Genomic DNA, 23,035 nt, shown 5'->3' with positions numbered 1-23,035 from the left:
AAGAGGTTAACTAAAATCCGTTGGTTAGAATTTTGCTTTTAAATTTGTGGGAATAAATGAATGTCTCCTATTAATTCCAATCAGCTAATTATGCTGTGATAACTCATTACTTAAAAAATCAAACACGAATTGGATTCGTCTGTTTGTCCTGAGTTCACGATGAGTGACTAACCAAAGTTCGCTTGAGAATGCCCCTAATTCAGGTAACACTTTCTGGACCTGATCTTCTGGTTTAACTAAATTTTTTTGAATGAAGCCAATGCCTATTCCTTGCTTAACCAACTCCCAATAAACAGTATGATTTCCAGTGGTAACGGGAAAGTTGTCAGATGTCAATTGCAGGCCACTATGATTTAGTATTGAAATAATCTCGTGAATATCTGGAGCACCTACATAGTCAACGTTATCAAAATCAGCTACAGATATAGGATTTCCTACAGACTCAAGATAGCTAGTTGTGGCGTAAAGAAAAAAATCGTCATCCCTAATTTTCTTAGCAATTAAGTCTGGTTGAGTAGGTCTGTAAGATCTTAGAGCGATATCTGCTTCTCTTCTTTTCAAGTCGCTGCTTGCGTTTGATGCAACTAACTCAATAGTGATTTTAGGTTCAATACTTCTTAACTTTGAAATTAATGTAGGTAGCTCGTAAACCGCCATGATTTCTGATGCGCTAATACAGACAGACCCTTCTAATGATTCAGACTTCCCTGAAGCAAGTAGGGATAAATGAGAAGCCGCACTACCCATATTTTTAACACAATCAACCAACTCAACTCCGCTAGGAGTTAACTCCAATCCCTTTCCTACTCGTTCAAATAAAGCTACCTTAAGTTGCTTTTCTAATGCATTAACTTGCCTACTCAATGTTGGTTGAGAGCTGCTTAATGCTTTAGCTGCTGCAGATAGGGAACCTAATTCAGCAGTAACCAGAAAGGCTCTAGCGTGGTTCCAATCAAAGTCTATAGCTTTCCAGTCTATTCTCATGTGAATACCATTTATGCATTTTTGTTCGTATCTATTCATAATAGCATTGATACAATATCGATGATGGATAATTACAAACCATTAAGATTTTACATAAACACGTAGGGTTATAACGCCTCGACATTTGCAAGGTGCAAGCGATGAATAAGACAAAGAATTTTTGGGATAAAACTTCAAAGAACTACGATAAATCTGAAGAGCGTTTTGAACATATTCATAATAAGACTAGAGAAAATACTAAAAAGTACCTAGATATTAACAATGTTGTTTTGGATTACGGATGTGGAACTGGTACAAAATCCTGTGAACTAGCTAGTCAGGTAAAAGAAATCCATGCAATAGATATCTCATCCGAAATGATTGAGTTGGCGAAAAATAAAGCGGCTAGTAGCAGGATCGAAAATATCAGCTTTGATCACACTACTATTTTTGATAAACAGTTCAGGAATGAATCATTTGATGTAATCCTAGCATTCAATATGTTACATACCATAGATAATCCTAACGATGTTATTCGAAGAATACACGAATTATTAAAACCTGATGGGCTATTCATTTCTGCCACACCTTGTTTGAATGGGAGAAAGTCCTTTATAGTTAACATGCAAATTTACCTAGTTAGACTCTTATCAAAAGTCGGAATAATCCCAATAACGATAAGAAGATATAAAAGTTCTGATTTGGACTATCTATTAAAAAATGGGGATTTCCAAAAAGTTGCCGCTGAAAAAGTATACAAAGAGGTGTCTAGTTATTTTGTTGTCGCAAAGAAAGCACTTAAACCGTAGTGCATATAAAATAGGCACGAAATCTTTACACAAAGCTACCCTAACAATGTAGATAACAAGTCAAAGATTAAGTTCTAGACAGAATGTTGTCTAACATTTGAATAAAAAGGCTGAATCAGAAACACCTGACCCGCCTCAATTATTTGTACCCTTATAAGTAACGATTTCTCAAATGCGCCTGAAAATGTGCGACATTCAACGTCTCACCAGTCGCTGACTTAACCTATTTTTCTGTAGTTAACAAGCTTCCCTTGCTCTAGATACTTTCGGATAACCAAGAGAAAATAGGGGGAGATCACCGCTTTTAATCACCGAATCAACGTCCATAGTTCTACGCATTGAAGCCATAAACTGCGCGGCGTACATAGCGCCTAATGTGTAGGAAGGAAAATATCCAAAGGCCCCATCTGTCTGGGGTATAATGTAACCTGCATTGTTAGTGGAATCATGCTTTGTATATATTGCGCATCGTTGACTCTAAGGGGTTTAGAAGTGTAAGCGATTTAAAAGACTTGGTAGTTGGTCCAATAATTAACAATTGAATAACCGAACAGTTGTTCATGTTACTGTACAAGTCAAGGCTGTGAAGTTATACTTGTCCAATAAAATGAACATGTGGAGTTTTTATGAGAATAGTATCTTTTACGGAAGCAAGAAACGGACTAAAAGCTGTTTTAGATAGTGTCGTGAATGACGCAGATACAACAGTTATTACCCGTCGTGACTCTGAAGATGCTGTGGTAATGTCTTTAGACTATTACAATAGCTTGATGGAAACGGTTCATTTGCTTCGATCTCCCAAAAACGCAGAACACCTAAACCGTTCAATAGCGCAATACCGTGCAGGTAAAGTAGAAGCACGAGAACTAATAGATGAGTAACCAACGCTTGTTGTCGTGGACTGATGAGGCTTGGGGTAGTTACCTTTACTGGCAGACTCAAGACAAAAAGACGTTGAAGCGCATAAATAAACTTATCAATGATGTGAAGCGAACGCCATTTGAAGGTATTGGTAAACCCGAGCCATTGAAAGAAAATTTATCAGGATTCTGGTCTCGCCGTATAGATGATACTAACCGTTTAGTTTATGCAGTGGATGGGGAAACAATGACCATAATTTCTTGTCGTTATCACTATTAGCCTATGGTTTATTAAAAGGCTGAATCAGAAACCTGACCAGCCTTTTTTGATTTACTCAGTTACAAGTAACGACTTCTCAAGTGTGCCTGAAAATGCTCAGCATTCAACGTCTCACCAGTCGCAGCCTTAACCAACTCATCCGTTGTTAGCAAGCTTCCTTTGCTCCAGATATTCTCTGATAACCAAGAGAAAATAGGGGAGAGATCACCGCTTTGAATCACTGAATCAACATCCACAGTTTTACGCATTGAAGCCATAAACTGCGCGGCGTACATAGCGCCTAATGTGTAGGAAGGAAAATATCCAAAGGCCCCATCGGTCCAATGAATATCCTGCATGCAGCCATCTTTGAAATTGCCCTGAGTAGACAAACCAAGGTAGGCATTCATCTTACTGTCCCAAAGTTCTGGTACGTCTGTATACGAGATCTTGCCGTTCATAAGATCTCTTTCAATTTCATAGCGTAAGATAACGTGGGCAGGATAAGTGAGTTCATCTGCATCAACACGAATAAACCCCTTGTCTACTCGAGTGTATAGCTTTTGAAAATTGCTGCTCTCAAATACCGAGTCTGTTTTAGCATCAAAGGCAGTCGCAGACATTTTAGAAAGATGTTCGATAAAAGCATCATTTCTGCCTACTTGCATTTCAAAAAATAGAGACTGTGATTCATGAATACCCATAGAACGTGCTTCACCAACGGGCAGTCCTGATAGCGACGTTGGCAAACCCTGTTCATACCGCGCGTGGCCTGTTTCATGTACCGTTCCCATCAAAGATTGAATAAAATCACTTTCGTCATATCGAGTGGTTAAACGTACGTCCGTTGGAACACCGCCACAAAATGGATGGACACTTTCATCTAATCGACCGTGATTAAAATCAAACTGAAGCAATTTCATAACCTCGAGCCCAAGTCGCTTTTGGTCATGACGACTATAGGTACCACTTGGTAAGATGAGCGTGTCTGACTTCTGTTTCTCTAACGCGTTATCGATGAGATCGGGTAACCAGCTACTGACATCACTAAACAATATATCTAAAGACTCGGTTGTCGTGCCGGGCTCATATAGATCAAGCATCGCGTCGTAAGGTGACAAGCCGGTTGCTTCAGATCGTATTTGTGCTTCTTGTTGAGATAGGTCAACGACTTCTTTCCAGTTCTTCTTAAAACCTTGCCAATCGTCTTCGCCGCGCTGGGTACGCCATGCATGCTCGCATTTGGAGCCGGCTAATGATTTTTGCTGTACTAACTTTTCAGGTAAGACATTTGCTTGCATCCAGCGTCTTTTAAGTTCCCTCAAACTGGATTGCTGTTCGCCACTTAACGTTTCGTTTTCTGCTTTGTCGAACAGTTCTACTAACTGTGGTTCTGTCATTAATTTATGGATATGGACAGACAGTTCTGCCATTGCTTCTGAGCGTGCTTGATTACCGCCTGTTGGCATTATTGAAGCTTGATCCCAGCCGCATATCGCCGCGAGATGATTAAAGTGTGATATTTTTTTTGAGTGCTCTTTAAGTTGATTATATGCAGACATTATTTGTTCCATCGCCAAAAAAACAAGTTTACCATTGATCTAAACAAGTCGAGAAGCCTTGGGTTTACTCTAATTACCTGATATAACAAAATAACAGATAGTTTTTGACGGTGACAAGGATGCATATACTAAATATTGAGGCTTTTTTGATAGCCATTATCATACTAACGCTAACACCTGGTTTGGATACCGCTGTAGTGATTAGGAATACGAGTCGAGCGGGGGTTAAGGATGGCTGCGTAACCAGTTTTGGTATCTGCATGGGTCTATTTGTGCACGCTACGTTTTCGGCTATTGGGATTTCTGCAATTTTGCTTCAATCAGCAGAAGCGTTTCAAATGATGAAGTGGGTAGGGGCGGCATATCTTATCTATTTGGGTATCAACGGATTGCGGTCTACCTTTAAAGGGAAAAGTAGCCTTAAAATTAGCGATTCTGAACATGACGTGTTCAAATTCAAACGTTCGTTAAGGGAAGGTTTTCTATCAAACGTGTTGAACCCAAAAACAGCGGTATTCTATCTTGCATTTTTACCGCAGTTTATCGATCCAGCGTACTCACCATTTCTTCAATCGTTGTTAATGGCAACCATTCATTTTGTTATCTCTATGGCGTGGCAATGTGGGCTCGTAGGTGCAATTAACTATGCCAAGCGTTTGGTGCAAAACGGGTCGATAATGACATGGATGGAAGGCTTAACTGGCGTTGTTTTGATTGGCCTAGGTATTAAATTATTGCTGGAAGATCCACCAACACTAAATAACGGATAAGTTTAGACAAAAAAGCCTGTTTATCTACAAAAGGCTGTTGGCTTAAGGTTATCTAAACATGTCATCCTGACGAAAATTGGCCTATTTTCACAGAAACTACGTCATCTCCATGAAAATGGGGATGACGTAGTTTTTAGCACTAACCTAAGGGTATTATGCTAATCTTCAGGCCCTTTTAAGAATATTTATCGCTGGTTAAATTCGATAAACGTGCGGCTATACTTGCATTGCAAGTTCGTGTTTGTTCTTGCTGTCTGCATCGAAATAAGCCTTTGTTTCGGCAATAACGATATGGCGTAGTGCAATTAAACCAATCAGGTTCGGAACGGCCATCAAACCGTTAACAATGTCAGCGATTATCCAGATCATATCAAGATGCAGGAAGGCACCAGAGGCCACTAAACCCAAGAAGATGATTTTGTAAGGAAGTACGGCTTTAGTACCCATCAAGAAAACAACACACCGCTCACCGTAATAGTTCCAACCCAAGATGGTGGTAAAAGCAAAGAAGATAAGCCCAATTGATACTAACATAGGGCCCAATGTATCGGAGTTTAATCCAACAGCAAAGGCGTGTGTTGTCATTTCCGCACCGGAAAATTCGCTTTGCCAAGCGCCAGTTAAGATTAGGGCGAGTCCAGTCATTGTGCAGATAATGATGGTATCGAAAAAGGTACCAGTCATGGATATAAGACCTTGTCTAACACACGAGTCTGTCTTTGCGGCGGCGGCGGCCATTGGTGCGCTGCCTAAACCAGATTCATTAGAGAATACACCACGAGCGATACCTGACTGAATCGCGAGCATCATGCCAGCGCCCAAGAATCCACCGGAAGCGGCTGTCGTAGTAAATGCAGACACCACAACTAACTCAATGGCCGCGAACAATTGGTCAGCGTTGGTCACCAGTACAAACAAACAGGCAGCAACATAGAAAACAGCCATAACAGGTACAACTCGTCCTGCCACTTTAGCGATCGATTTGATCCCCCCGATGGTGACAACCGCAACCAACACGGTAAGCACTATGGTCGAGATTTCCCGAGAGATACCAAAAGAGAGCCGTGAAGCATCTAATATCGCATTAACCTGTGGAAAGGTGCCGATACCAAAACAGGCAACACCCAGTGCAAATACGGCAAAAAGCGTCGCTAATAGCTTAGATCCTACGCCGTACTGAAGATAGTACATCGGTCCACCGACCATCTGTCCTTTGTTATCGACCTTGCGATACTTAACCGCGAGTAAACACTCTGCATATTTTGTTGCCATGCCAAATAGCGCCGCAAGCCACATCCAAAATAGAGCACCAGGGCCACCAATTTTGATTGCGGTAGCAACACCCACGATATTACCCGTACCAATGGTGGCTGATAATGCTGTGCATAAAGCGGCAAAGCTAGATACATCACCCGCGGCTTTGTTATTTTCTGAGCGAGAAAAAACAAGCTTGAGCGCGGTAGGTAAATACCTAAACTGCAGCAAACCCAATCGAAAAGTAAAATACGCGCCGGTGCCAACGAGAAGAATTAGTAATGGTGGTCCCCAAACAAAGCTGTCGATTGTTTGAAGTGAAGATTGAAAGTTGTTCATGGTTCCCCTTAATAAAACAAAAATTTAAGGAGAAGAGTGAAAGGTTAATTATCTTTTTTTTGACGAAAATACGCCAAATACACCCAAAATTCGGGTGTAAAATGTACCTAGCTTTCCACTCCTCTGTCCTTTTGCCTGAGAGTTTCGTCCAGTATAAAACTGGATTTGCTCCTTCGGCGGCCGAATCAATACCCTATGAAATTAGGGTATATCGGCTCTCTCCAGAGGTTCCTCCAACGACAGTCCTCACGACCATTAGTGTTTTTAAGCACTGATTGTCGCACCTGAAAGATTTACTTCTTCGGTGGGGTCAATTAACCAATATTAAACAAAATATTGGCGGTAAACCCTCTCTCCTGCCGTCTTCTTCGGAACAAATGTCTGCTGTTAAGTAAACAACAAGCATTCTGCACGGCGGATATTACATAAAACTTTTCTGTGTGTCAGTAGTGAAATATTTGATTGCTCAAAAAATTTTCATTAGTTTACCTAAACAACGAAATATTAACGTAAAATAGACAAGATAATGCTATATATAAGAGTAACAAGGAGCGCATATGACAAGACTAATTGCTATCGCAGCTTTTATTGCACTTTCGATATTTCTTATCCGATATAGAACGAACAAAAAGGTACAACATGGCGTGATCATTGCGTTTGTATCAGGGCTCGCTATGTATGCTGTTTCCATGGTGATGAGTGAACTGTTTCGATGAATAGGAGCGTTAGAACGTGAGTAACGTGGTTGATCCGAGGGATCAAGATGATGTCGTTGTTATCGAGGAAAGGGACAAACACACCCTAGTTTATATTGCCATAGCGGCCGTACTTGGTGGTGCCATTGGTGGGCTTATTGGATCGATTGTGACAAAAAGTGAATGGGAACCAGCCTATCAAGCACTAGAAATGAAGTTGGTACAGGCAAAGCAAGCTCAGACCGAAGTTATCGTACAAAAAGCGGAAGCAGTTGAAAAGAAAGAGGCAGAGTTAGAAACAGAAATTGTGTCGAGAGTTACCGTAGAAGTAGATACCATAACCTTGCAAAGCAAACAAGAAATTGACAAAGCGCAGGCGATGGTGACTGAGCTTGAAAAAGTTAATATTGAAATGGATGCGCGTATTCAATCTCAACTTGAAGAGATTGAGCGACGAAAATTGACCATTTCAGACTTGGAGAAACAGGTAGCGATGCAAGCGAATATATTTGAACGCTCTCGTGAACTGTTTCAACGCGAATTGTTGATCAAACAAGACCTCGTTAAGCTACAAAAAGAACGTGACGTATTAGAGCCAAGATTAAAGCGCTTTAAAAAAGAGTGTGATGTTTATCTGGATGGTTCATCATTTGAAGCCAATTCTTCAGCGTGCGATAAACACGATGAAATTAACTCGAATATCAGTCAAATTGATCAGATGATTGAAGTACACAAACTGGACCTACGAGATATAGAAAGCATTTCGGATAGAATTGGGCTGTAACTGGTAGTACTCGTCATCAATGGACATACGTGCTCATTGATGACGGCTTACTATGTACTTAGTTACTGAACCTCTTGCCTATACTTCCTGTCTGCAACGAAGGCTAGCATGCCCCATACCGCACATTGAATCCACAACAATGACCATTGAGGCATCACTTGGTCGAAATCGGCTCCAAGTTGATTTATCTTTAGAAAGGCTTGTATAGCGGGCGTACTGGGCACTAGATTAGAAAGCCATATCATTGGCTGAGGAACACTTTCCAATGGCCAAATGAATCCCGCGCTGAATATAAGTGGCATTGAACTTATCAATACAACCACGGTTACGAGTTCTCGCCTTGGTAGAATCCCCCCTAAAATGGACCCAATAAAGCAGCTAGTAAACAAAAATGGTGCTAATAGGGCAAGTAATGAAAACGGATCGGCCAAGCGGTGAATATCGTAAAAGTCGAAACTGACCCCAAAATAGTACATGGATAAAAAATAATAGATTACGACAAATATCGAGGCGCGAGTTAAGAGTAACGTTGTCGTGCTCGGTTTGGTCCAGTAACCCTGACCATGTTTTTGCGTCCCGCCCACCATACCCACACCCATAATCAACGTTTGCTGCAATATCAATACGAAAACGGCAGGAACCACATAGTTGATATACCCCATTTCTGGGTTAAACGTGGGTTTCATGTTGACGACGGATGAAGCGTATTGCTTTGACGCAGCTTCTAAAGGCTGGCCTTCAATAAGCATGCGATTAACACGAGCCTTTGCTGCAAGGGTTCCGCTCGCCCCCGCTATGCCTTCCACTATCGTACCGTAGACCAAAAAATATGAGGCGTCGCCAGCAAACGAAAGGGTCGGGCTCTTTCCTAATAGCAGATCTTTATGGAAATGTTCGGGTATAACAAGAATGCCGGTGACCTTTCCGTCGATAAACTGCTTTTTCGCTTCTTCGATAGAATGAGAACGTGCCGTGATTTTTATCTGTGAGGTGGCATCGACCATTCTTTCTAGCTGAAAACTTATCAGGCTATTATCGAGGTTAACGACAGTGATGGTTTGTTCTCGTGGTGTCTGGTGAGCGTAAGGTAAAGGGTACAAAAACGAATAAAATACCACACCGCCAAATACGGTGAGCAGTATAATAGGATTAGTAAAAATAGACCTTAACTCATGCTTCACTAATTGGAATAGTGTCATGATTGTTGCTCCAATTTAGCGAGGTGCTTCTTACACAAAGGGGTTATCAAGACAAGTGGCACAAGGTATCCCGCCATATGACTTGACACCAAACTGATGGTTTCAAGTTGAGTGACGCCGTAACTTACTTGGCTTATTTGTGCTTCTATATAGTGGCTTACAGGGAGAAAAGAACGCCAAGTTGATGCGAGAAAACCCATGTCGGATGCTGGGAAGGTTACCCCCATAAAGGCAAAACTTGGTGCGGTAAATGCACCTGCAAAACTCATCGCTCTGGCCGGATCTAACGTAAGGAAGAAGAAGAATGCTCCCATTATTAGACAAGCTAAAACAGTGAGAAGCTGCGCAAATAGGATAGGGAGCAGGCTTCCTTCCATTGGCCATTTGAAACCAATGTAAAACCAGCTCAAAAATCCAAAGCCTAGCAGTAAAAAAAATGGAAGATAGAAAGCTAATATATTGACGGCGCCTTTCAACGGATTTTCGCCAAGCATTCCCTTAAGTCCATAGATCCTGTGATTCGCCGTAAGCGCCAATATTGTCGCAACGATAATTATGATTTGCCACAGTGCTGGCACAATTGCGCTAACTAAGAACTGGGCATAATTGGTATTTCGATTAAACAGTGCCGTTATTTGATTTTGAATGGTAACTGTTTTTCCCGCCGCGCTAGCAACCGAAGTATCCCCTTTAGCAAGCTGTTTAACAACACCCAACTTAGCATTGAAGGTTCCGTGAGCCTGCGCTATCGCAGAGTTTATTAATCGGCCAATAAGAATATATTGGCTGTTATAAAACACCGATACCTGCGGCGTATTACCGAGATAAATATCTCTGCTGTAGTGTTTTGGAATAATGGCGTAGGCGTAAACATCCCCATTAATTAAGGCACGCTTTGCTTCACTCGCACTTTGATAACTACGGGTAACTTTTAGGGTTGCTGTGGCATCGAATTCCCTGACTAGTTCCCGGGAGAAGGTACTATTTTCTAAGTCCACGACGCCAAAGTTAACATCTCTGGCGACACCTTCGGAGAATATCCACCAAACAGAGACGGCTAGTAGGATGGGGATCCATGTGATACATGATAGCAACCATTTATCATTACGTAACACGTGCCATTGGGATATGGGCATATCGGTATGCATTTTATTTCTCTGACTCTAACGTAACAGAAACGCTCATACCTACACGCAGCTTTTCAGTCTGATTGACGGGCTTCGCTTCTACTTCAAAGGTTCTTAAATCAAAACCTTGAGAAGAATCCGTAGAGCGCCAGGTTGCAAAATTACCCATTACCGATATATGAGTGACCTCAAATTCCATCTCTTTATCAAGAGCAGGAAGGTAGCCGTTAAAGTGCGTGCCTTTATTGAAATACTTTAGTCTGTCTTCGCGAACACTAAACACCGCCCAAGAATCCGTCATATCAATAACAGTAACAACCGGAAAACCTTGAGGAGCGAGCTCTCCGCTGTTAAGCAATACCTGAGAAACCTCGCCGTTAAACCAGCTGTTGATCTTGGTATCTTTAGCGTAGGCTTCGACTTCTGCTACTGCACCGGCTGCCATGCGTTCTTTTTCAAAAGCAGCCTGTTTTGTTTCATTTCTGGCGCCTTCTTTCGCCATTTGATACATCTGATAGGCGGCACTTTGTGTATACTTTGAGGCCTGCCACTGTGTTAAGGCTTCATCTCTTTTCTGTTCAGCAACCACACCATCTTTATATAAACTGTCGACGCGCTTATAGGTTTTCTCCGCCAATGACGACGCAGCTTTGGCCTTTTGCCATTGATCATTAGACGCCGCTATTTGTTGCGAACGAGCGCCATTTTCAGCCTGCAATGCCATGGCACCTGCGGCTTTTTGTCCTGCGAGCGCTTGGTCCAGTTTTGCATCAATTTCTGGGCTAAATAGTGTAAAAACAGGGTCGCCGATGGCGATCAGGTCTCCTTTTTCAACCATAACCTCGTCAATTCTTCCTGGCACTTTAGAAGAGATACTATACTGCTGAGCTTCTATCTGGCCTTGTAGGCGAATGGGTTTGGGTTGATAAGCCTGGTAAAAACTGTATGCGACCCATGAACCAATACCAACAGCAACTGCCGTCATAAGAATAGGTTTAACGACTTTCATTACTGATCCTCTGATTTTACGGTTTGAGACGCATTTGATACGTATTGACTAAAAGAATTCATTTCGCTACTCAGAGCTAACAATCTGTTCAGAGAAATCAGGTAGTTAAAGCTTGCTACCTGTTGCTGGGTTTTTATACTGGCTAAATATAGCTCGGCGTCAACCACGTCGAGTGACGTTGATAGACCTTGTGTAAAGGCTTTGCTTCTCAAGCTAAGGTTCTCTTCTGCCAAATCCAAGCTCGAGTTTAGACCGTTAACCTCTTCAATGGCTTGTTCCGCCTCGAAATAGGTTTTTTCTACAAGTACGGTCAGATCGCGTGTGGCTTGCTGACGCAGATGATTAACTTGCAAAACTGCACTATGTGCGGCCTGCACTGCCTCTGAACGTCCATTAGTATCGATCAGTGGAATACTGACCCCAACACCGACTAACCAGTTAGGCGCCATTTCTGACGCCAAGGTGTCATCTTCGTATAGGGTATAATTACCGTACAGATAGACCTCTGGGTAATAGCGTCCTTTTTCGGCCAAAATAAGCTGACTAGCCTGTTTATTTTTGGCGTCTAAAATTGATAAGCCGGGGTAGGTCGTCAATGTTTGATCGGTAAAAGCGCTCAGTGGGGGCAGTTGCTCATTGATGAAAAGTGACGTCTCTGGATAGACTTTCTCGTCCTGATTTAGGATCTGAGTCAATGCTGAAATGGCAATGTCTACGTCTTTTTGTGAGCGTTTACGGTCGACCGTCGCTTTCGTTAATGAGGCTTCTGCTTGTAGTCTTTCAACTCGCGCTATCTGACCCTGGGTTTCAAGCTTCACAGCAAAATCTCGGTGTTTGGTTAAACCTTTCTCAACGGAGATTCGGGTTTTCAAAACATCGTTGGCCAGTACGACACTGAAGTAATACTTGGCTAGGTCTTCATATTGAGCCTGTGTTTCCATCTTTAAATGGGCAACAGCTTCATCAGTCTGCCCACCTGCAATCTCTTGCGCTGCGGTTATACGGCCACCGGTGAAGATAGGCCACACCGCACGAATCGAAGAATTGAACATGTCTTTTTCAGCGATCGTTGAGGTTGGATTAAGGTTGCCAAGCACTGAACCCATTCCTAATCCAGCGACGATGTTTGATAATGCTGCAGCACTGGTCGAGTCGAGACTCTCGACAATCTGATTACCGGATAACGTTACGTCATCATCCAGTCGAGTATAGTTTGCTCCGAGCGTGATAGAAGGGTAGTTCAGCGCTGATTTAGACCCCTCTAATTGTCGATAGCGCTCAACATTGGCTCTTTGCGCCGCGATAGCGCTGTTCTTGTCTTGTAGCAATGTCCATGCGTTTTCGAAACTAATCTCACCTGAAAAGCTGGCATTTGAGAAGAGAACAGGGGCAATTAACAACGCCAGTTTTGATTTGTAATCCATGAGTGAACAACGATATTGAAATAAAAATAGAGCATATATTCTAATCTGGGAGATCACAATGTAAATTACTCTAACGGTGGACAGATTATAGCAGAAGTTTGACAACTAACTGCCGGAGCGGTGTATTGCTCCGGGGCACTCTGTTTCAATAGGTCAGGTCAGGAGATACGATTGTCACCACCACTGAAGGCGATGATCTGGCTTATTTCACTAAAACTTCGGCCAGATTCTTGCTGCCAGTGCGTAAAGGCCTTGGTCGCGGCTGTCATTGCGCGTTTGGTGCCGCGTCCTGAATCAATAATACCCGTATTACGAAGGTAAGATTCGACATCGCTAGATAGTATAAAAGTATCAACACCCATTTGGCGCAACGTGTAAGGGCCGGTGTTGCCACCAAGTCGACTGCCATTTTTTTTAAGATACAACCATAGTCCGGTGATGTCGTTGCTAGGCCAATTGGCGACCATTTCGCTAAACGACCCATGTTCATATCTTGCTGATCGAATCATTCGAGCATTGGCAGGGATAGACATTACCTTGGTTAGGTGACGAATTATTTTCGGCTCTTTTGCTTTGGCTTCCCATTGTTCTTCTGACAGCATAAGCAAAGAGTCAATTTTGAAATTGAAAAATAAATTTTCAAAATTGGGCCATTTATTTCTAACCACATTCCATGAGATACCGCATTGAAAAACCTTCATAGAGAACGCTGAAAGCCAACGGTCTTCGGTTATAGCTAACAGTTGTTGTGTCGTCAAAGGGTGATTTAAAAGAGATTCTAGTTGTGCTTCGCTGCCTTTTCTTTCGGCGGCGCGTTGATAAATTGACGCGAACTTTTCCATGTGAATTCCGTTACTGTTCTGCCGATAGCAGACTAAATAAAAAAGGTAAATTTGTTTATAAATACAGTGGTTGGGGCGCAATATGGTTAAATCAAGGAATCCCCGTGTTTTATTGCTTCACTGGGTAGCATGGTTTCGTCGAATGGAATCAGCGAAAAGAGCCATCCTTTAAATATTCTCTTCAATAAGGCTGCTTTATATAAGGACAACAAGGTTACATCTGATGTGAACGTTATTGCTGTTCGTTTTTGCATACTCTTTCTCTAGAATTAGCCCCAATATCATTAGACATTAGTCTACATTGTCGACAATCTAGTTGTAATTGACCCGTTTAGTGCGCTATTTTCTGTGTATAAAGTAATTATTGTTAACACAGAGAAATAACGTGAACCAGACAACCGAGTTAAAAAGCGTAAACAATGATAAAGAAGGGACCAAGTCAGAAAACCTGACCGAGTACCTTATTGACGCCATTGTATCTGGAGATATTGAATCTGGCTCGAAGATCTCTGAACCCGAGTTGGCGAAACGATTTGGTGTAAGTCGTGGCCCTTTACGTGAAGCGATAATGCGCGTTGAGGGACTGGGCTTGATAGAGCGAATGCCTCATGTTGGCGCAAGAGTGATTTCATTTTCTCAAGAACATTTGTCAGAACTTTACGCAGTAAGGGAGTCGTTAGAAGGGATGGCGGCAAGACTTGCCGCGAGAAATATCAGTGATAACGAACTATCCGCATTAAAACAGTTATTGTCGACACATTCAGACCATATCGATGAAGTAGAGGGTAAGTCCTATTTTCAGCAACAAGGAGACTTTGACTTTCACTACCGAATTATCAAAGCCAGCCGCAATACCAAATTAATCTCATTGCTTTGCGATGAACTATACCACCTATTAAGAATGTATCGTGCTCAATCCCCTCAATCGCACTCGCGACCTGAAAAAGCGCTCGAAGAACATAAGTTCATACTTCAAGCCATCCAAAATCGAGATGAAGAGTTGGCGGAAATGTTGATGAGAAGACATATATCAGGTAGCCGCATGCTTATTGAAAAACAAATGCAATCTGTAAAGGAGAACCACTCATGAGTTTAAGTCAAGGCGCAAAATTTCGACTAGCCGTCAAAGAAAATGATCCGCTTCAAATCGTTGGTACGGTCAATCCATACTGCGCAATGATGGCGAAAAACGTGGGTCATCAAGCGATTTATTTATCCGGAGGCGGGATTGCGAATGCTTCTTATGGATTACCTGACCTTGGAATCACGACCTTAAATGATGTGTTGGTTGATGTAGAACGAATTACCAATGCGTGTGACTTGCCGCTTATGGTTGATATCGACACCGGATTTGGCGGCGCTTTTAACATTGCTCGAACCATCAAAGCGATGGAAAAGGCAGGCGCAGGTGCTATTCATATGGAAGACCAAGTCGCCCAGAAACGCTGTGGCCACCGTCCAAACAAAGCCATCGTAAGCAAAGGTGAGATGGCCGATCGTGTAAAAGCGGCCGTCGATGCGAGAGTGAATGACGACTTTGTGATCATGGCCCGAACCGATGCGCTTGCTGTTGAGGGGATTGATTGCGCAATTGAAAGAGCCATTGCCTGCGTTGAAGCGGGTGCAGATATGATCTTTCCTGAAGCAATGACAGAGCTTGAACAATACAAGAAGTTTTCAGCGGCACTGCAATCTGCCACCGGTAAACATGTCCCGATATTGGCCAACATTACTGAGTTTGGGCAGACACCGCTTTACAGTGGCGAAGCGTTAGCAAAGGCAAGCGTTGATATGGTCCTCTATCCATTAAGTGCTTTCCGAGCGATGAACAAAGCCGCCGAGATGGTGTATCAACACCTACTTGATGTGGGTAACCAAGAAGCGATGGTCGAACACATGCAAACGAGAAAAGAGCTCTATACACACCTTAATTACCACGAATATGAGAACACGCTAGACAAGCTGTTTTCAGGAAAATAACAATAATAATAGCCAACAAAAATTAAAGAATTAACCAATAACGTAAACAAGCGAAGCGATGCAGTAGGGAAGCTTCAAAACCGATGAAAGGAGTTCATTATGTCACAGAAAAAATTAGGTGGAGCGGGGTTAAGAGGTCAGAGCGCTGGGACGACATCCCTATGTACTGTTGGGCAAACGGGGACAGGGCTAACCTACCGTGGCTACGATATTACCGATCTGGCAAACCACGCGCAGTTTGAAGAGGTGGCGCATTTATTGTTACAGGGTCACCTTCCAAATCAAACAGAACTCGACGATTATAAAACACGAATAGTCGGCCTACGTGGTTTACCAAATGAACTCAAAGCGGCGTTGGAACTTATTCCAAAAGATGCGCATCCGATGGATGTTATGAGAACAGGTTGTTCCATATTAGGTAATCTTGAACAAGAGATGGATTTCTCACAGCAGCAAGCCAGCACAGAACGCATGCTTGCTTTATTCCCGGCCATTATCTGTTACTGGTATCGTTTTAGCCATGATGGGGTCCGCATTGAAACGGACGATACCTCTGAAGACACTATTGGTGGTTATTTCCTAAAATTACTGACCGACAAAACCCCAACAGATCTACACAAGCAGGTTATGCACTGCTCGTTGATTGTTTATGCAGAGCACGAATTCAACGCATCGACGTTTGCCGCTCGTGTTTGTGCATCCACGTTGTCTGATATCCATTCTTGCGTCACCGCAGCAATAGGCACATTACGAGGCCCTCTGCATGGCGGTGCAAACGAAGCCGCCATGGAGATGATCGAGAACTGGACAACACCCGCGCAAGCGGAAGAAGAAATACTGAGGATGCTTGATGAAAAAGAAAAGATCATGGGCTTTGGTCACGCGGTATACACCGAGTCAGACCCGCGTAATGCGTTGATCAAAAAATGGTCAAAAGCACTCTCTGAAGCGGTTGGTGATACCCAACTCTATGCGGTCTCAGAGCGTGTAGAATCGGTAATGAAAAGAGAAAAAGGACTTTTCTGTAATGCGGATTTCTTCCACGCTTCCGCTTATCACTTTTTAGATATCCCAACGAAGTTGTTTACGCCTATCTTTGTGATGAGCCGACTAACAGGCTGGACAGCACACGTATTTGAACAACGCGCCAATAACCGAATTATCCGCCCAAGTGCGGATTATGATGGACCGGAACATCAAGAGTGGTTACCCATCAACCAACGAGATTAGTGGGATAGATGTAAGGTTGCATAGATAGAAATTGGTTCATTGCCCAACCTGTTCGTTAATGTGGTTAATGGTTTGCTCGAATAGATAGAAAAGTAATCGCAGGATAGACCTGCCAAAGAATATTACTGGAAGTGAAAGATGAATAGTCAATATAGAAAGTGGTTACCAAACACACAGGTCGAGTACTACGACACAAAACTGGCGGTTGATAGCCTTGTTGCGGGTGCTTATAACAAGCTGCCGTATACGTCTCGAATTCTAGCTGAAAACTTAGTCCGTCGATGCGAAGCAGACCAACTTAACGATGCTTTATTGCAGCTAATTCAACGGAAGCGAGACTTGGATTTTCCTTGGTTTCCTGCTCGCGTTGTATGCCACGATATATTAGGGCAAACAGCGTTGGTTGACCTGGCGGGTTTGAGAGACGCCATCGCAGACGAAGGTGGTGACCCGGCGAAGGTAAATCCCGTGGTAGAGACTCAGTTGATAGTTGACCATTCACTTGCGGTAGAACACGCCGGATTCGATAAAGACGCGTTTCAAAAAAATCGGGATATTGAAGACCGACGAAACGAAGATAGATTTCACTTTATAGAGTGGTGTAAAACGGCGTTTAAAAACGTGAATGTTATCCCCGCTGGTAACGGGATCATGCATCAGATAAACCTAGAAAAAATGTCTCCGGTTGTTCAGGTTAAAAATGGTGTCGCCTTTCCTGATACTTGCGTAGGGACCGATAGTCATACCCCACATGTTGACGCATTAGGTGTTCTTGCCATCGGTGTTGGCGGGTTAGAGGCGGAAACAGTGATGCTCGGTAGGCCGTCTATGATGAGATTACCTCATATTGTTGGTGTGAAATTGACTGGCATTCGACAACCGGGTATTACCGCTACTGATATTGTACTGGCGATCACCGAATTTTTGCGCCAACAAAAGGTAGTGTCTTCTTACCTAGAATTTTTTGGCGATGGGGCAAGGAAGCTTACCATCGGCGATAGAGCAACCATTTCAAACATGACGCCAGAATATGGTGCAACAGCTGGCATGTTCTATATCGATGAACAGACAATTAACTACCTGAATTTGACGGGACGTGACGATAAGCAGGTAGCCCTAGTAGAACAGTATGCAAAGCAGACAGGTTTATGGGCTGACGACTTAGTAGAGGCGGAATACGAGCGAGTTCTAGAGTTCGATCTCTCTTTTGTCCAACGTAACCTTGCGGGCCCATCCAATCCCCATCGCCGTTTACCCACGTCGGAGCTTACGCAACGCGGAATCGCTAAAGCGTGGAAAAAGGAAGAAGGCTTACTGCCTGATGGTGCCGTTATTATTGCCGCAATTACGTCATGTACGAATACCAGCAACCCTAGAAATGTTATCGCAGCGGCTTTGTTGGCTAAAAAAGCAAATGAATTAGGGTTGGTTCGTCAACCCTGGGTTAAAACATCGTTTGCACCGGGTTCGAAAGTGGCGAAACTGTATCTTGAGGAGTCTGGCCTGTTACCTGAATTGGAGACGCTAGGTTTTGGTATCGTTGGCTACGCATGTACAACCTGTAACGGAATGAGTGGGGCGTTGGATCCAAAGATACAAAAAGAAATAATTGATAGAGACCTCTACTCAACCGCAGTACTCTCTGGAAATCGAAATTTTGACGGTCGAATCCATCCCTATGCTAAACAGGCATTCTTAGCGTCGCCACCACTTGTTGTCGCATATGCGCTTGCGGGTACGATGCGTTTTGATATAGAAAAAGACGTAATCGGCACCGATAGCGATGGCCAAGCGATATATTTGAGAGACCTATGGCCAAGCGACGAAGAGATAGATGACGTCGTAAGTCGTTTTGTTAAACCAGAACAGTTTAATCAGGTTTACATCCAGATGTTTAAGATGGTGGACGAGGATCAAAATAATGATCCTTTATATGATTGGCGACCACAAAGTACTTATATTCGTCGACCACCTTACTGGGAAGGTGCGTTGGCCGGTAAGAGAAGCCTCTCTCATATGCGTCCATTAGCGATCTTGCCTGACAATATCACGACTGATCACCTGTCACCCTCTAATGCCATATTGGCATCGAGTGCTGCGGGCGAATATTTGACCAAAATGAAGGTGCCAGAGGAAGATTTTAATTCCTATGCGACACACCGGGGTGATCACCTAACAGCTCAACGCGCGACCTTTGCTAATCCAAAATTGTTCAATGAAATGGTCAAAGAGAATGGTGAAGTGGTTCAGGGATCATTTGCTCGTATCGAACCGGAAGGTAAGGTTACTCGTATGTGGGAAGCGATAGAAACCTATATGGACCGAAAACAGCCGCTAATCATCATCGCGGGAGCAGACTACGGACAAGGTTCATCACGAGATTGGGCAGCGAAAGGCGTTCGATTAGCGGGTGTTGAAGTTATCGTAGCAGAAGGATTCGAGCGTATACACCGTACAAACTTAGTGGGTATGGGTGTTTTGCCGTTAGAGTTTAAACATGGACAAAACCGCCATACATTAGCACTCGATGGCACAGAGCTTTATGACGTGAAAGGCAATATTCAGCCAGGCGTCAATTTGGACGTTGTCATCACTCGTCAAAATGGTGAAAAAATGAATGTGGCCGTTACCTGTCGATTAGATACAGCGGATGAGGTTTCTGTTTATAACGCTGGCGGTGTACTTCAGCGTTTTGCTCAAGATTTTTTGGCATAGGAGTTGGACATGAACGAACAAAATCAAGACGTTCAGTCTCAAATAAAGATTCCAGCAACCTATATGCGCGGCGGTACAAGCAAAGGTGTCTTTTTTAATCTTGACGATCTACCTGAAGCGGCCCAACAACCGGGCGAATTGAGAGACAAATTATTGTTAAGAGTGATTGGCAGCCCTGACCCGTATACCAAACAAATCGACGGGATGGGTGGAGCAACATCGAGTACGAGCAAGACAGTCATTGTTTCAAAGAGTGCTCGACCCGCTCACGATGTAGATTATCTTTTTGGCCAAGTTTCTATCGATAAACCCTTTGTCGATTGGAGTGGGAATTGCGGAAATTTGTCTGCCGCTGTAGGCCCATTTGCCATCCATAGTGGTCTGATCGATCCATCGACCATCCCGCAAAATGGCATTGTGACGGTTAGAGTCTGGCAAGTAAATATCGAGAAAACCATTCTAATCCATGTCCCAATGAGCAACGGTTGCGTACAAGAAGTCGGCGATTTCGAACTCGATGGTGTGACATTTCCTGCGGCTGAAATTCAAGTGGATTTCATGAACCCTTCTGCCGGGAGCGGGTCGATGTTTCCAACCGGAAACCTTGTGGATGACCTTAACGTACCAGATATTGGCGTGCTTAAAGCGACGATGATTAACGCCGGTATTCCGACTATTTTTATCGATGCAGCAGCGATAAATTATCACGGTGCGGAGCTTCAGGATGACATCAACAATGACGAGAAAGCGTTAAGTATGTTTGAGTCAATTCGGGCCCATGGTGCCGTTAAAATGGGATTGATCAGCCACGTGTCTGAAGCGTCGATTAGGCAACATACGCCTAAAGTCGCGTTTATATCGAGGCCCAAAACCTACTATTCTTCAAGTGGTAAAGAGGTAAGCTCAACTGAGATTGATGTATTGGTTCGTGCCTTGTCGATGGGAAAATTACATCACGCCATGATGGGTACTGCTGCGGTTGCTATTGCCGCCGCCGCTTGTGTACCGAATACATTAGTTAACATCGCCGCTGGCGGTGGAGAAAAGAATGCGGTCACGTTTGGGCACCCATCGGGAACCTTAAAGGTTGGTGCAAAGGCAAGAAAAACTGAATACGGCTGGGTAGTAGAAAAGGCCGTAATGAGCAGAAGCGCTCGAGTATTAATGGAAGGATGGGTACGTGTACCCGTTGATACAATCATTTAAACATTAAGACACATTGGAGGAAGCAATATGTCTGCCTACTTAAAAGAATATCAGTGGTCTCAAACGCAACCAGAAAGCTTCTGGAGAGAACAGTCGAAAAGTATAGACTGGTTTGAAGCACCGAATACAATACTTGAAAAAGATGAAAATGGTATCGAGCGTTGGTTCCCTGATGGGAAGTTAAATACAGCTTGGCTGGCTTTAGACTACCACTGTGAACATGGCAGGGGGGAAAAGATCGCCCTTATTTATGATTCTCCAGTAACCCTAACCAAGCGTAAATATACTTATAATCAGCTGCGCGACCAGGTGGCTAAGGTAGCCGGTATGCTCGCTGAAAATGGAGTGACTAAAGGTGACCGCGTTGTCATATACATGCCGATGATTCCAGAAGCGGCAATGGCGATGTTGGCTTGTGCAAGACTCGGTGCGATACACTCGGTCGTTTTTGGGGGGTTTGCTCCTAATGAGCTTGCAGTCAGGATAGAAGACGCAGAACCAAAAGTTATTATGACGGCGTCATGCGGTATCGAAATTGCCAAGGTCATCCCCTACAAGCCATTAGTCGACAAAGCGATTATGGACAGCCGTTGGAAACCAGACAAAGTGTTGGTTTTTCAAAGAAGTGAAGCGCTCGCAGAACTCAGCCACGAAAGAGATGTCGATTGGCAGCAGGCTGCCGAAAAAGCAACACCTCACGATTGTGTACCTGTCCTATCAACGGACCCGCTTTATATTCTTTATACATCGGGTACGACAGGCAAACCCAAAGGGGTAGTACGCGATAATGGTGGGCATGCCGTCGCGATGAAGTACAGCATGAGGGCCATCTACAACATCGAGCAAGACGACGTCTTTTGGGCGGCATCAGATGTGGGTTGGGTTGTCGGACACTCTTATATTGTTTATGCGCCATTAATCCACGGCTGCACAACGATATTGTTTGAAGGTAAGCCCGTTAGAACGCCAGATCCCGGTGCGTTTTGGCGCGTTTGCGATGAGTATAATGTAACCGCACTGTTTTCGGCACCAACGGCTTTTCGAGCAATCAAGAAAGAAGACCCAGACGCCTTATTATTAGAAAAATACGACTTGTCCGCTCTGAAAACCATCTTTATGGCAGGCGAACGCCTTGACCCTCCGACATTGGAATGGGTGGTAGAAAAAACGGCTAAGCCTGTGATTGACCATTGGTGGCAAACTGAGACGGGTTGGGCCATCGCCAGTAACCTGACTGGCATTGAAATGATGAAGGTAAAACCCGGTTCAGCGACAATGCCAGTCCCCGGTTACAATGTTGTGGTACTGAATGAAGTAGGCGAGGAAGTACCAGCGAACCAACAAGGGTTTGTGGCACTGAAACGCCCATTACCTCCGAGCTGTCTTCCTACGGTTTGGCGTAATCACGACCGTTTCGAGACTGGCTATCTTAGTCAGTTTGAAGGCTATTACGTTTCAGGTGATGGCGGTTATATTGATGAAGATGGATACCTTTTTATCATGGGTCGTATTGACGATGTGATAAACGTAGCGGGTCACCGATTATCGACAGGTGAAATGGAAGAGATCGTTGGCGGACATCCGGCGGTTGCCGAATGTGCGGTAATTGGGATTCACGATGATCTTAAAGGGCAACTTCCTCTCGGTCTTGTGGTACTTAAAGATGGTGTTAAGTTGGATGAGCATGATCTAGAAGGGGAGCTCATTGGCAAAGTTCGGACCGAAATTGGTGCGGTTGCTTGCTTTAAACACGCACTGGTTGTTGACCGCTTGCCTAAAACGCGTTCAGGCAAAATATTGCGTCGAATTATAAGACAGATTGCAGATGGGGAAGCATATACAGTCCCTTCAACTATCGATGATCCGAGCAGCCTGACGGAGATAGAAAGAGTACTCAAACACTAAAATCACCCCTTAATAAAGACACCGACCTTGGTTGGTGTCTTTTGCTTTGTGTAACGTGAAAAACTGCTTATAATGCGATCAATAACGTCTCTATTTTTCGGTG

20 protein-coding genes, 1 pseudogene and 1 riboswitch are annotated in these 23,035 nt (G+C 43.6%); of the genes and pseudogenes, 12 read left to right on the top strand and 9 right to left on the bottom strand.

Going from position 1 to position 23,035, the window contains the following annotated elements; genetic code table 11:
- Window positions 1-84: 84 nt before the first annotated feature.
- Window positions 85-984: a LysR family transcriptional regulator gene (locus tag IUZ65_RS08510; RefSeq protein WP_195703324.1), complete on the bottom strand. Its 900-nt coding sequence runs from the start codon at window positions 982-984 to the stop codon at window positions 85-87.
- 140 nt (window positions 985-1,124) lie between these two features.
- Here IUZ65_RS08510 and IUZ65_RS08505 point away from each other — a divergent pair, with 140 nt between their 5' ends.
- Window positions 1,125-1,772, top strand: coding sequence for a class I SAM-dependent methyltransferase (locus IUZ65_RS08505; RefSeq protein WP_195703323.1), 648 nt, complete (start codon window positions 1,125-1,127; stop codon window positions 1,770-1,772).
- Window positions 1,773-1,923: 151 nt separating this feature from the next.
- Here the strand turns inward: IUZ65_RS08505 and IUZ65_RS08500 are convergent.
- Window positions 1,924-2,192, bottom strand: a pseudogene (locus tag IUZ65_RS08500) (carboxypeptidase M32); the annotation flags it as partial.
- 206 nt (window positions 2,193-2,398) lie between these two features.
- Between IUZ65_RS08500 and IUZ65_RS08495 the strand changes: the two are divergent.
- Both IUZ65_RS08495 and IUZ65_RS08490 read left to right on the top strand, forming a co-directional pair.
- The gene (locus IUZ65_RS08495) at window positions 2,399-2,653 is read left to right on the top strand and encodes a type II toxin-antitoxin system Phd/YefM family antitoxin (RefSeq protein ID WP_195703322.1); all 255 of its coding nucleotides are present in this window, start codon (window positions 2,399-2,401) and stop codon (window positions 2,651-2,653) included.
- Complete coding sequence (locus IUZ65_RS08490) at window positions 2,646-2,912, top strand: Txe/YoeB family addiction module toxin (protein ID WP_195703321.1); 267 nt, start codon at window positions 2,646-2,648, stop codon at window positions 2,910-2,912. The genes IUZ65_RS08495 and IUZ65_RS08490 overlap by 8 nt, the downstream gene beginning before the upstream one ends.
- Before the next feature lie 59 nt (window positions 2,913-2,971).
- Here IUZ65_RS08490 and IUZ65_RS08485 read toward each other — a convergent pair whose 3' ends face one another.
- On the bottom strand, window positions 2,972-4,453 hold the full coding sequence (locus IUZ65_RS08485; RefSeq protein ID WP_195703320.1) for a carboxypeptidase M32: 1,482 nt from the start codon (window positions 4,451-4,453) through the stop codon (window positions 2,972-2,974).
- Window positions 4,454-4,572: 119 nt separating this feature from the next.
- Here IUZ65_RS08485 and IUZ65_RS08480 point away from each other — a divergent pair, with 119 nt between their 5' ends.
- A complete protein-coding gene (locus tag IUZ65_RS08480) occupies window positions 4,573-5,223 on the top strand; it encodes a LysE family translocator (protein WP_195703319.1) in 651 nt (216 codons plus the stop codon).
- A gap of 216 nt (window positions 5,224-5,439) precedes the next feature.
- Here IUZ65_RS08480 and IUZ65_RS08475 read toward each other — a convergent pair whose 3' ends face one another.
- Window positions 5,440-6,816: an alanine/glycine:cation symporter family protein gene (locus IUZ65_RS08475; RefSeq protein WP_195703318.1), complete on the bottom strand. Its 1,377-nt coding sequence runs from the start codon at window positions 6,814-6,816 to the stop codon at window positions 5,440-5,442.
- Between the two features lie 113 nt (window positions 6,817-6,929).
- A riboswitch (glycine riboswitch) is annotated at window positions 6,930-7,051 on the bottom strand.
- Window positions 7,052-7,373: 322 nt separating this feature from the next.
- Between IUZ65_RS08475 and IUZ65_RS08470 the strand changes: the two genes are divergently transcribed.
- Both IUZ65_RS08470 and IUZ65_RS08465 read left to right on the top strand, forming a co-directional pair.
- A complete protein-coding gene (locus IUZ65_RS08470; RefSeq protein WP_195703317.1) occupies window positions 7,374-7,532 on the top strand; it encodes a hypothetical protein in 159 nt (52 codons plus the stop codon).
- Window positions 7,533-7,548: 16 nt separating this feature from the next.
- Window positions 7,549-8,295 (top strand): chromosome partitioning protein ParA, encoded by a 747-nt coding sequence (locus IUZ65_RS08465; RefSeq protein ID WP_229638019.1) that lies wholly within the window; start codon window positions 7,549-7,551, stop codon window positions 8,293-8,295.
- A 62-nt stretch (window positions 8,296-8,357) separates the two neighbouring features.
- Here the strand turns inward: IUZ65_RS08465 and IUZ65_RS08460 are convergent, their stop codons facing one another.
- The 5 genes from IUZ65_RS08460 to IUZ65_RS08440 form a co-directional block, all read right to left on the bottom strand.
- Window positions 8,358-9,494 carry an ABC transporter permease gene (locus tag IUZ65_RS08460; RefSeq protein WP_195703316.1) on the bottom strand — a complete coding sequence of 379 codons (1,137 nt, stop codon included), beginning with the start codon at window positions 9,492-9,494 and terminating at the stop codon, window positions 8,358-8,360.
- On the bottom strand, window positions 9,491-10,642 hold the full coding sequence (locus IUZ65_RS08455; RefSeq protein ID WP_195703315.1) for an ABC transporter permease: 1,152 nt from the start codon (window positions 10,640-10,642) through the stop codon (window positions 9,491-9,493). The genes IUZ65_RS08460 and IUZ65_RS08455 overlap by 4 nt, the downstream gene beginning before the upstream one ends.
- 1 nt (window position 10,643) lies before the next feature.
- Window positions 10,644-11,630: an HlyD family secretion protein gene (locus IUZ65_RS08450; RefSeq protein ID WP_195703314.1), complete on the bottom strand. Its 987-nt coding sequence runs from the start codon at window positions 11,628-11,630 to the stop codon at window positions 10,644-10,646.
- Window positions 11,630-13,054, bottom strand: coding sequence for a TolC family protein (locus tag IUZ65_RS08445; RefSeq protein WP_195703313.1), 1,425 nt, complete (start codon window positions 13,052-13,054; stop codon window positions 11,630-11,632). Before IUZ65_RS08445 ends, IUZ65_RS08450 begins: the two co-directional genes overlap by 1 nt.
- A 158-nt stretch (window positions 13,055-13,212) precedes the next feature.
- On the bottom strand, window positions 13,213-13,902 hold the full coding sequence (locus IUZ65_RS08440) for a DNA-3-methyladenine glycosylase I (RefSeq protein WP_195705051.1): 690 nt from the start codon (window positions 13,900-13,902) through the stop codon (window positions 13,213-13,215).
- A gap of 358 nt (window positions 13,903-14,260) precedes the next feature.
- On the opposite strand from IUZ65_RS08440, the gene IUZ65_RS08435 reads away from it, so the two are divergent.
- From IUZ65_RS08435 to IUZ65_RS08410, 6 genes are all read left to right on the top strand, one after another.
- Entirely contained in the window at window positions 14,261-14,986 is a 726-nt protein-coding gene (locus IUZ65_RS08435; RefSeq protein WP_195703312.1) for a GntR family transcriptional regulator, read from the top strand.
- Window positions 14,983-15,876 (top strand): methylisocitrate lyase, encoded by an 894-nt coding sequence (gene prpB, locus IUZ65_RS08430; RefSeq protein ID WP_195703311.1) that lies wholly within the window; start codon window positions 14,983-14,985, stop codon window positions 15,874-15,876. The genes IUZ65_RS08435 and prpB overlap by 4 nt, the downstream gene beginning before the upstream one ends.
- A 99-nt stretch (window positions 15,877-15,975) precedes the next feature.
- Window positions 15,976-17,106 carry a bifunctional 2-methylcitrate synthase/citrate synthase gene (gene prpC, locus IUZ65_RS08425; RefSeq protein ID WP_195703310.1) on the top strand — a complete coding sequence of 377 codons (1,131 nt, stop codon included), beginning with the start codon at window positions 15,976-15,978 and terminating at the stop codon, window positions 17,104-17,106.
- 138 nt (window positions 17,107-17,244) lie between these two features.
- A complete protein-coding gene (acnD, locus tag IUZ65_RS08420) occupies window positions 17,245-19,821 on the top strand; it encodes a Fe/S-dependent 2-methylisocitrate dehydratase AcnD (protein WP_195703309.1) in 2,577 nt (858 codons plus the stop codon).
- A gap of 9 nt (window positions 19,822-19,830) precedes the next feature.
- Window positions 19,831-21,027, top strand: coding sequence for a 2-methylaconitate cis-trans isomerase PrpF (prpF, locus tag IUZ65_RS08415; RefSeq protein WP_195703308.1), 1,197 nt, complete (start codon window positions 19,831-19,833; stop codon window positions 21,025-21,027).
- Window positions 21,028-21,054: 27 nt separating this feature from the next.
- Entirely contained in the window at window positions 21,055-22,932 is a 1,878-nt protein-coding gene (locus IUZ65_RS08410; protein WP_195703307.1) for a propionyl-CoA synthetase, read from the top strand.
- The last annotated feature ends 103 nt before the right edge of the window (window positions 22,933-23,035 follow it).

Source organism: Vibrio sp. VB16, from assembly GCF_015594925.2.
In the GTDB taxonomy this organism is placed as follows: Bacteria; Pseudomonadota; Gammaproteobacteria; order Enterobacterales; family Vibrionaceae; genus Vibrio.
Note: the sequence above shows the minus strand (reverse complement) of the source record. Positions and strands in the feature narration are given on the sequence as shown.

Bases quoted from the DNA above. Each gene is read 5' to 3' on its own strand.
- IUZ65_RS08510 (WP_195703324.1), bottom strand. From the start codon at position 984: ATGAGAATAGACTGGAAAGCTATAGACTTTGATTGGAACCACGCTAGA.
- IUZ65_RS08505 (WP_195703323.1), top strand. From the start codon at position 1,125: ATGAATAAGACAAAGAATTTTTGGGATAAAACTTCAAAGAACTACGAT.
- IUZ65_RS08495 (WP_195703322.1), top strand. From the start codon at position 2,399: ATGAGAATAGTATCTTTTACGGAAGCAAGAAACGGACTAAAAGCTGTT.
- IUZ65_RS08490 (WP_195703321.1), top strand. From the start codon at position 2,646: ATGAGTAACCAACGCTTGTTGTCGTGGACTGATGAGGCTTGGGGTAGT.
- IUZ65_RS08485 (WP_195703320.1), bottom strand. From the start codon at position 4,453: ATGTCTGCATATAATCAACTTAAAGAGCACTCAAAAAAAATATCACAC.
- IUZ65_RS08480 (WP_195703319.1), top strand. From the start codon at position 4,573: ATGCATATACTAAATATTGAGGCTTTTTTGATAGCCATTATCATACTA.
- IUZ65_RS08475 (WP_195703318.1), bottom strand. From the start codon at position 6,816: ATGAACAACTTTCAATCTTCACTTCAAACAATCGACAGCTTTGTTTGG.
- IUZ65_RS08470 (WP_195703317.1), top strand. From the start codon at position 7,374: ATGACAAGACTAATTGCTATCGCAGCTTTTATTGCACTTTCGATATTT.
- IUZ65_RS08460 (WP_195703316.1), bottom strand. From the start codon at position 9,494: ATGACACTATTCCAATTAGTGAAGCATGAGTTAAGGTCTATTTTTACT.
- IUZ65_RS08455 (WP_195703315.1), bottom strand. From the start codon at position 10,642: ATGCATACCGATATGCCCATATCCCAATGGCACGTGTTACGTAATGAT.
- IUZ65_RS08450 (WP_195703314.1), bottom strand. From the start codon at position 11,630: ATGAAAGTCGTTAAACCTATTCTTATGACGGCAGTTGCTGTTGGTATT.
- IUZ65_RS08445 (WP_195703313.1), bottom strand. From the start codon at position 13,054: ATGGATTACAAATCAAAACTGGCGTTGTTAATTGCCCCTGTTCTCTTC.
- prpB (WP_195703311.1), top strand. From the start codon at position 14,983: ATGAGTTTAAGTCAAGGCGCAAAATTTCGACTAGCCGTCAAAGAAAAT.
- prpC (WP_195703310.1), top strand. From the start codon at position 15,976: ATGTCACAGAAAAAATTAGGTGGAGCGGGGTTAAGAGGTCAGAGCGCT.
- acnD (WP_195703309.1), top strand. From the start codon at position 17,245: ATGAATAGTCAATATAGAAAGTGGTTACCAAACACACAGGTCGAGTAC.
- prpF (WP_195703308.1), top strand. From the start codon at position 19,831: ATGAACGAACAAAATCAAGACGTTCAGTCTCAAATAAAGATTCCAGCA.
- IUZ65_RS08410 (WP_195703307.1), top strand. From the start codon at position 21,055: ATGTCTGCCTACTTAAAAGAATATCAGTGGTCTCAAACGCAACCAGAA.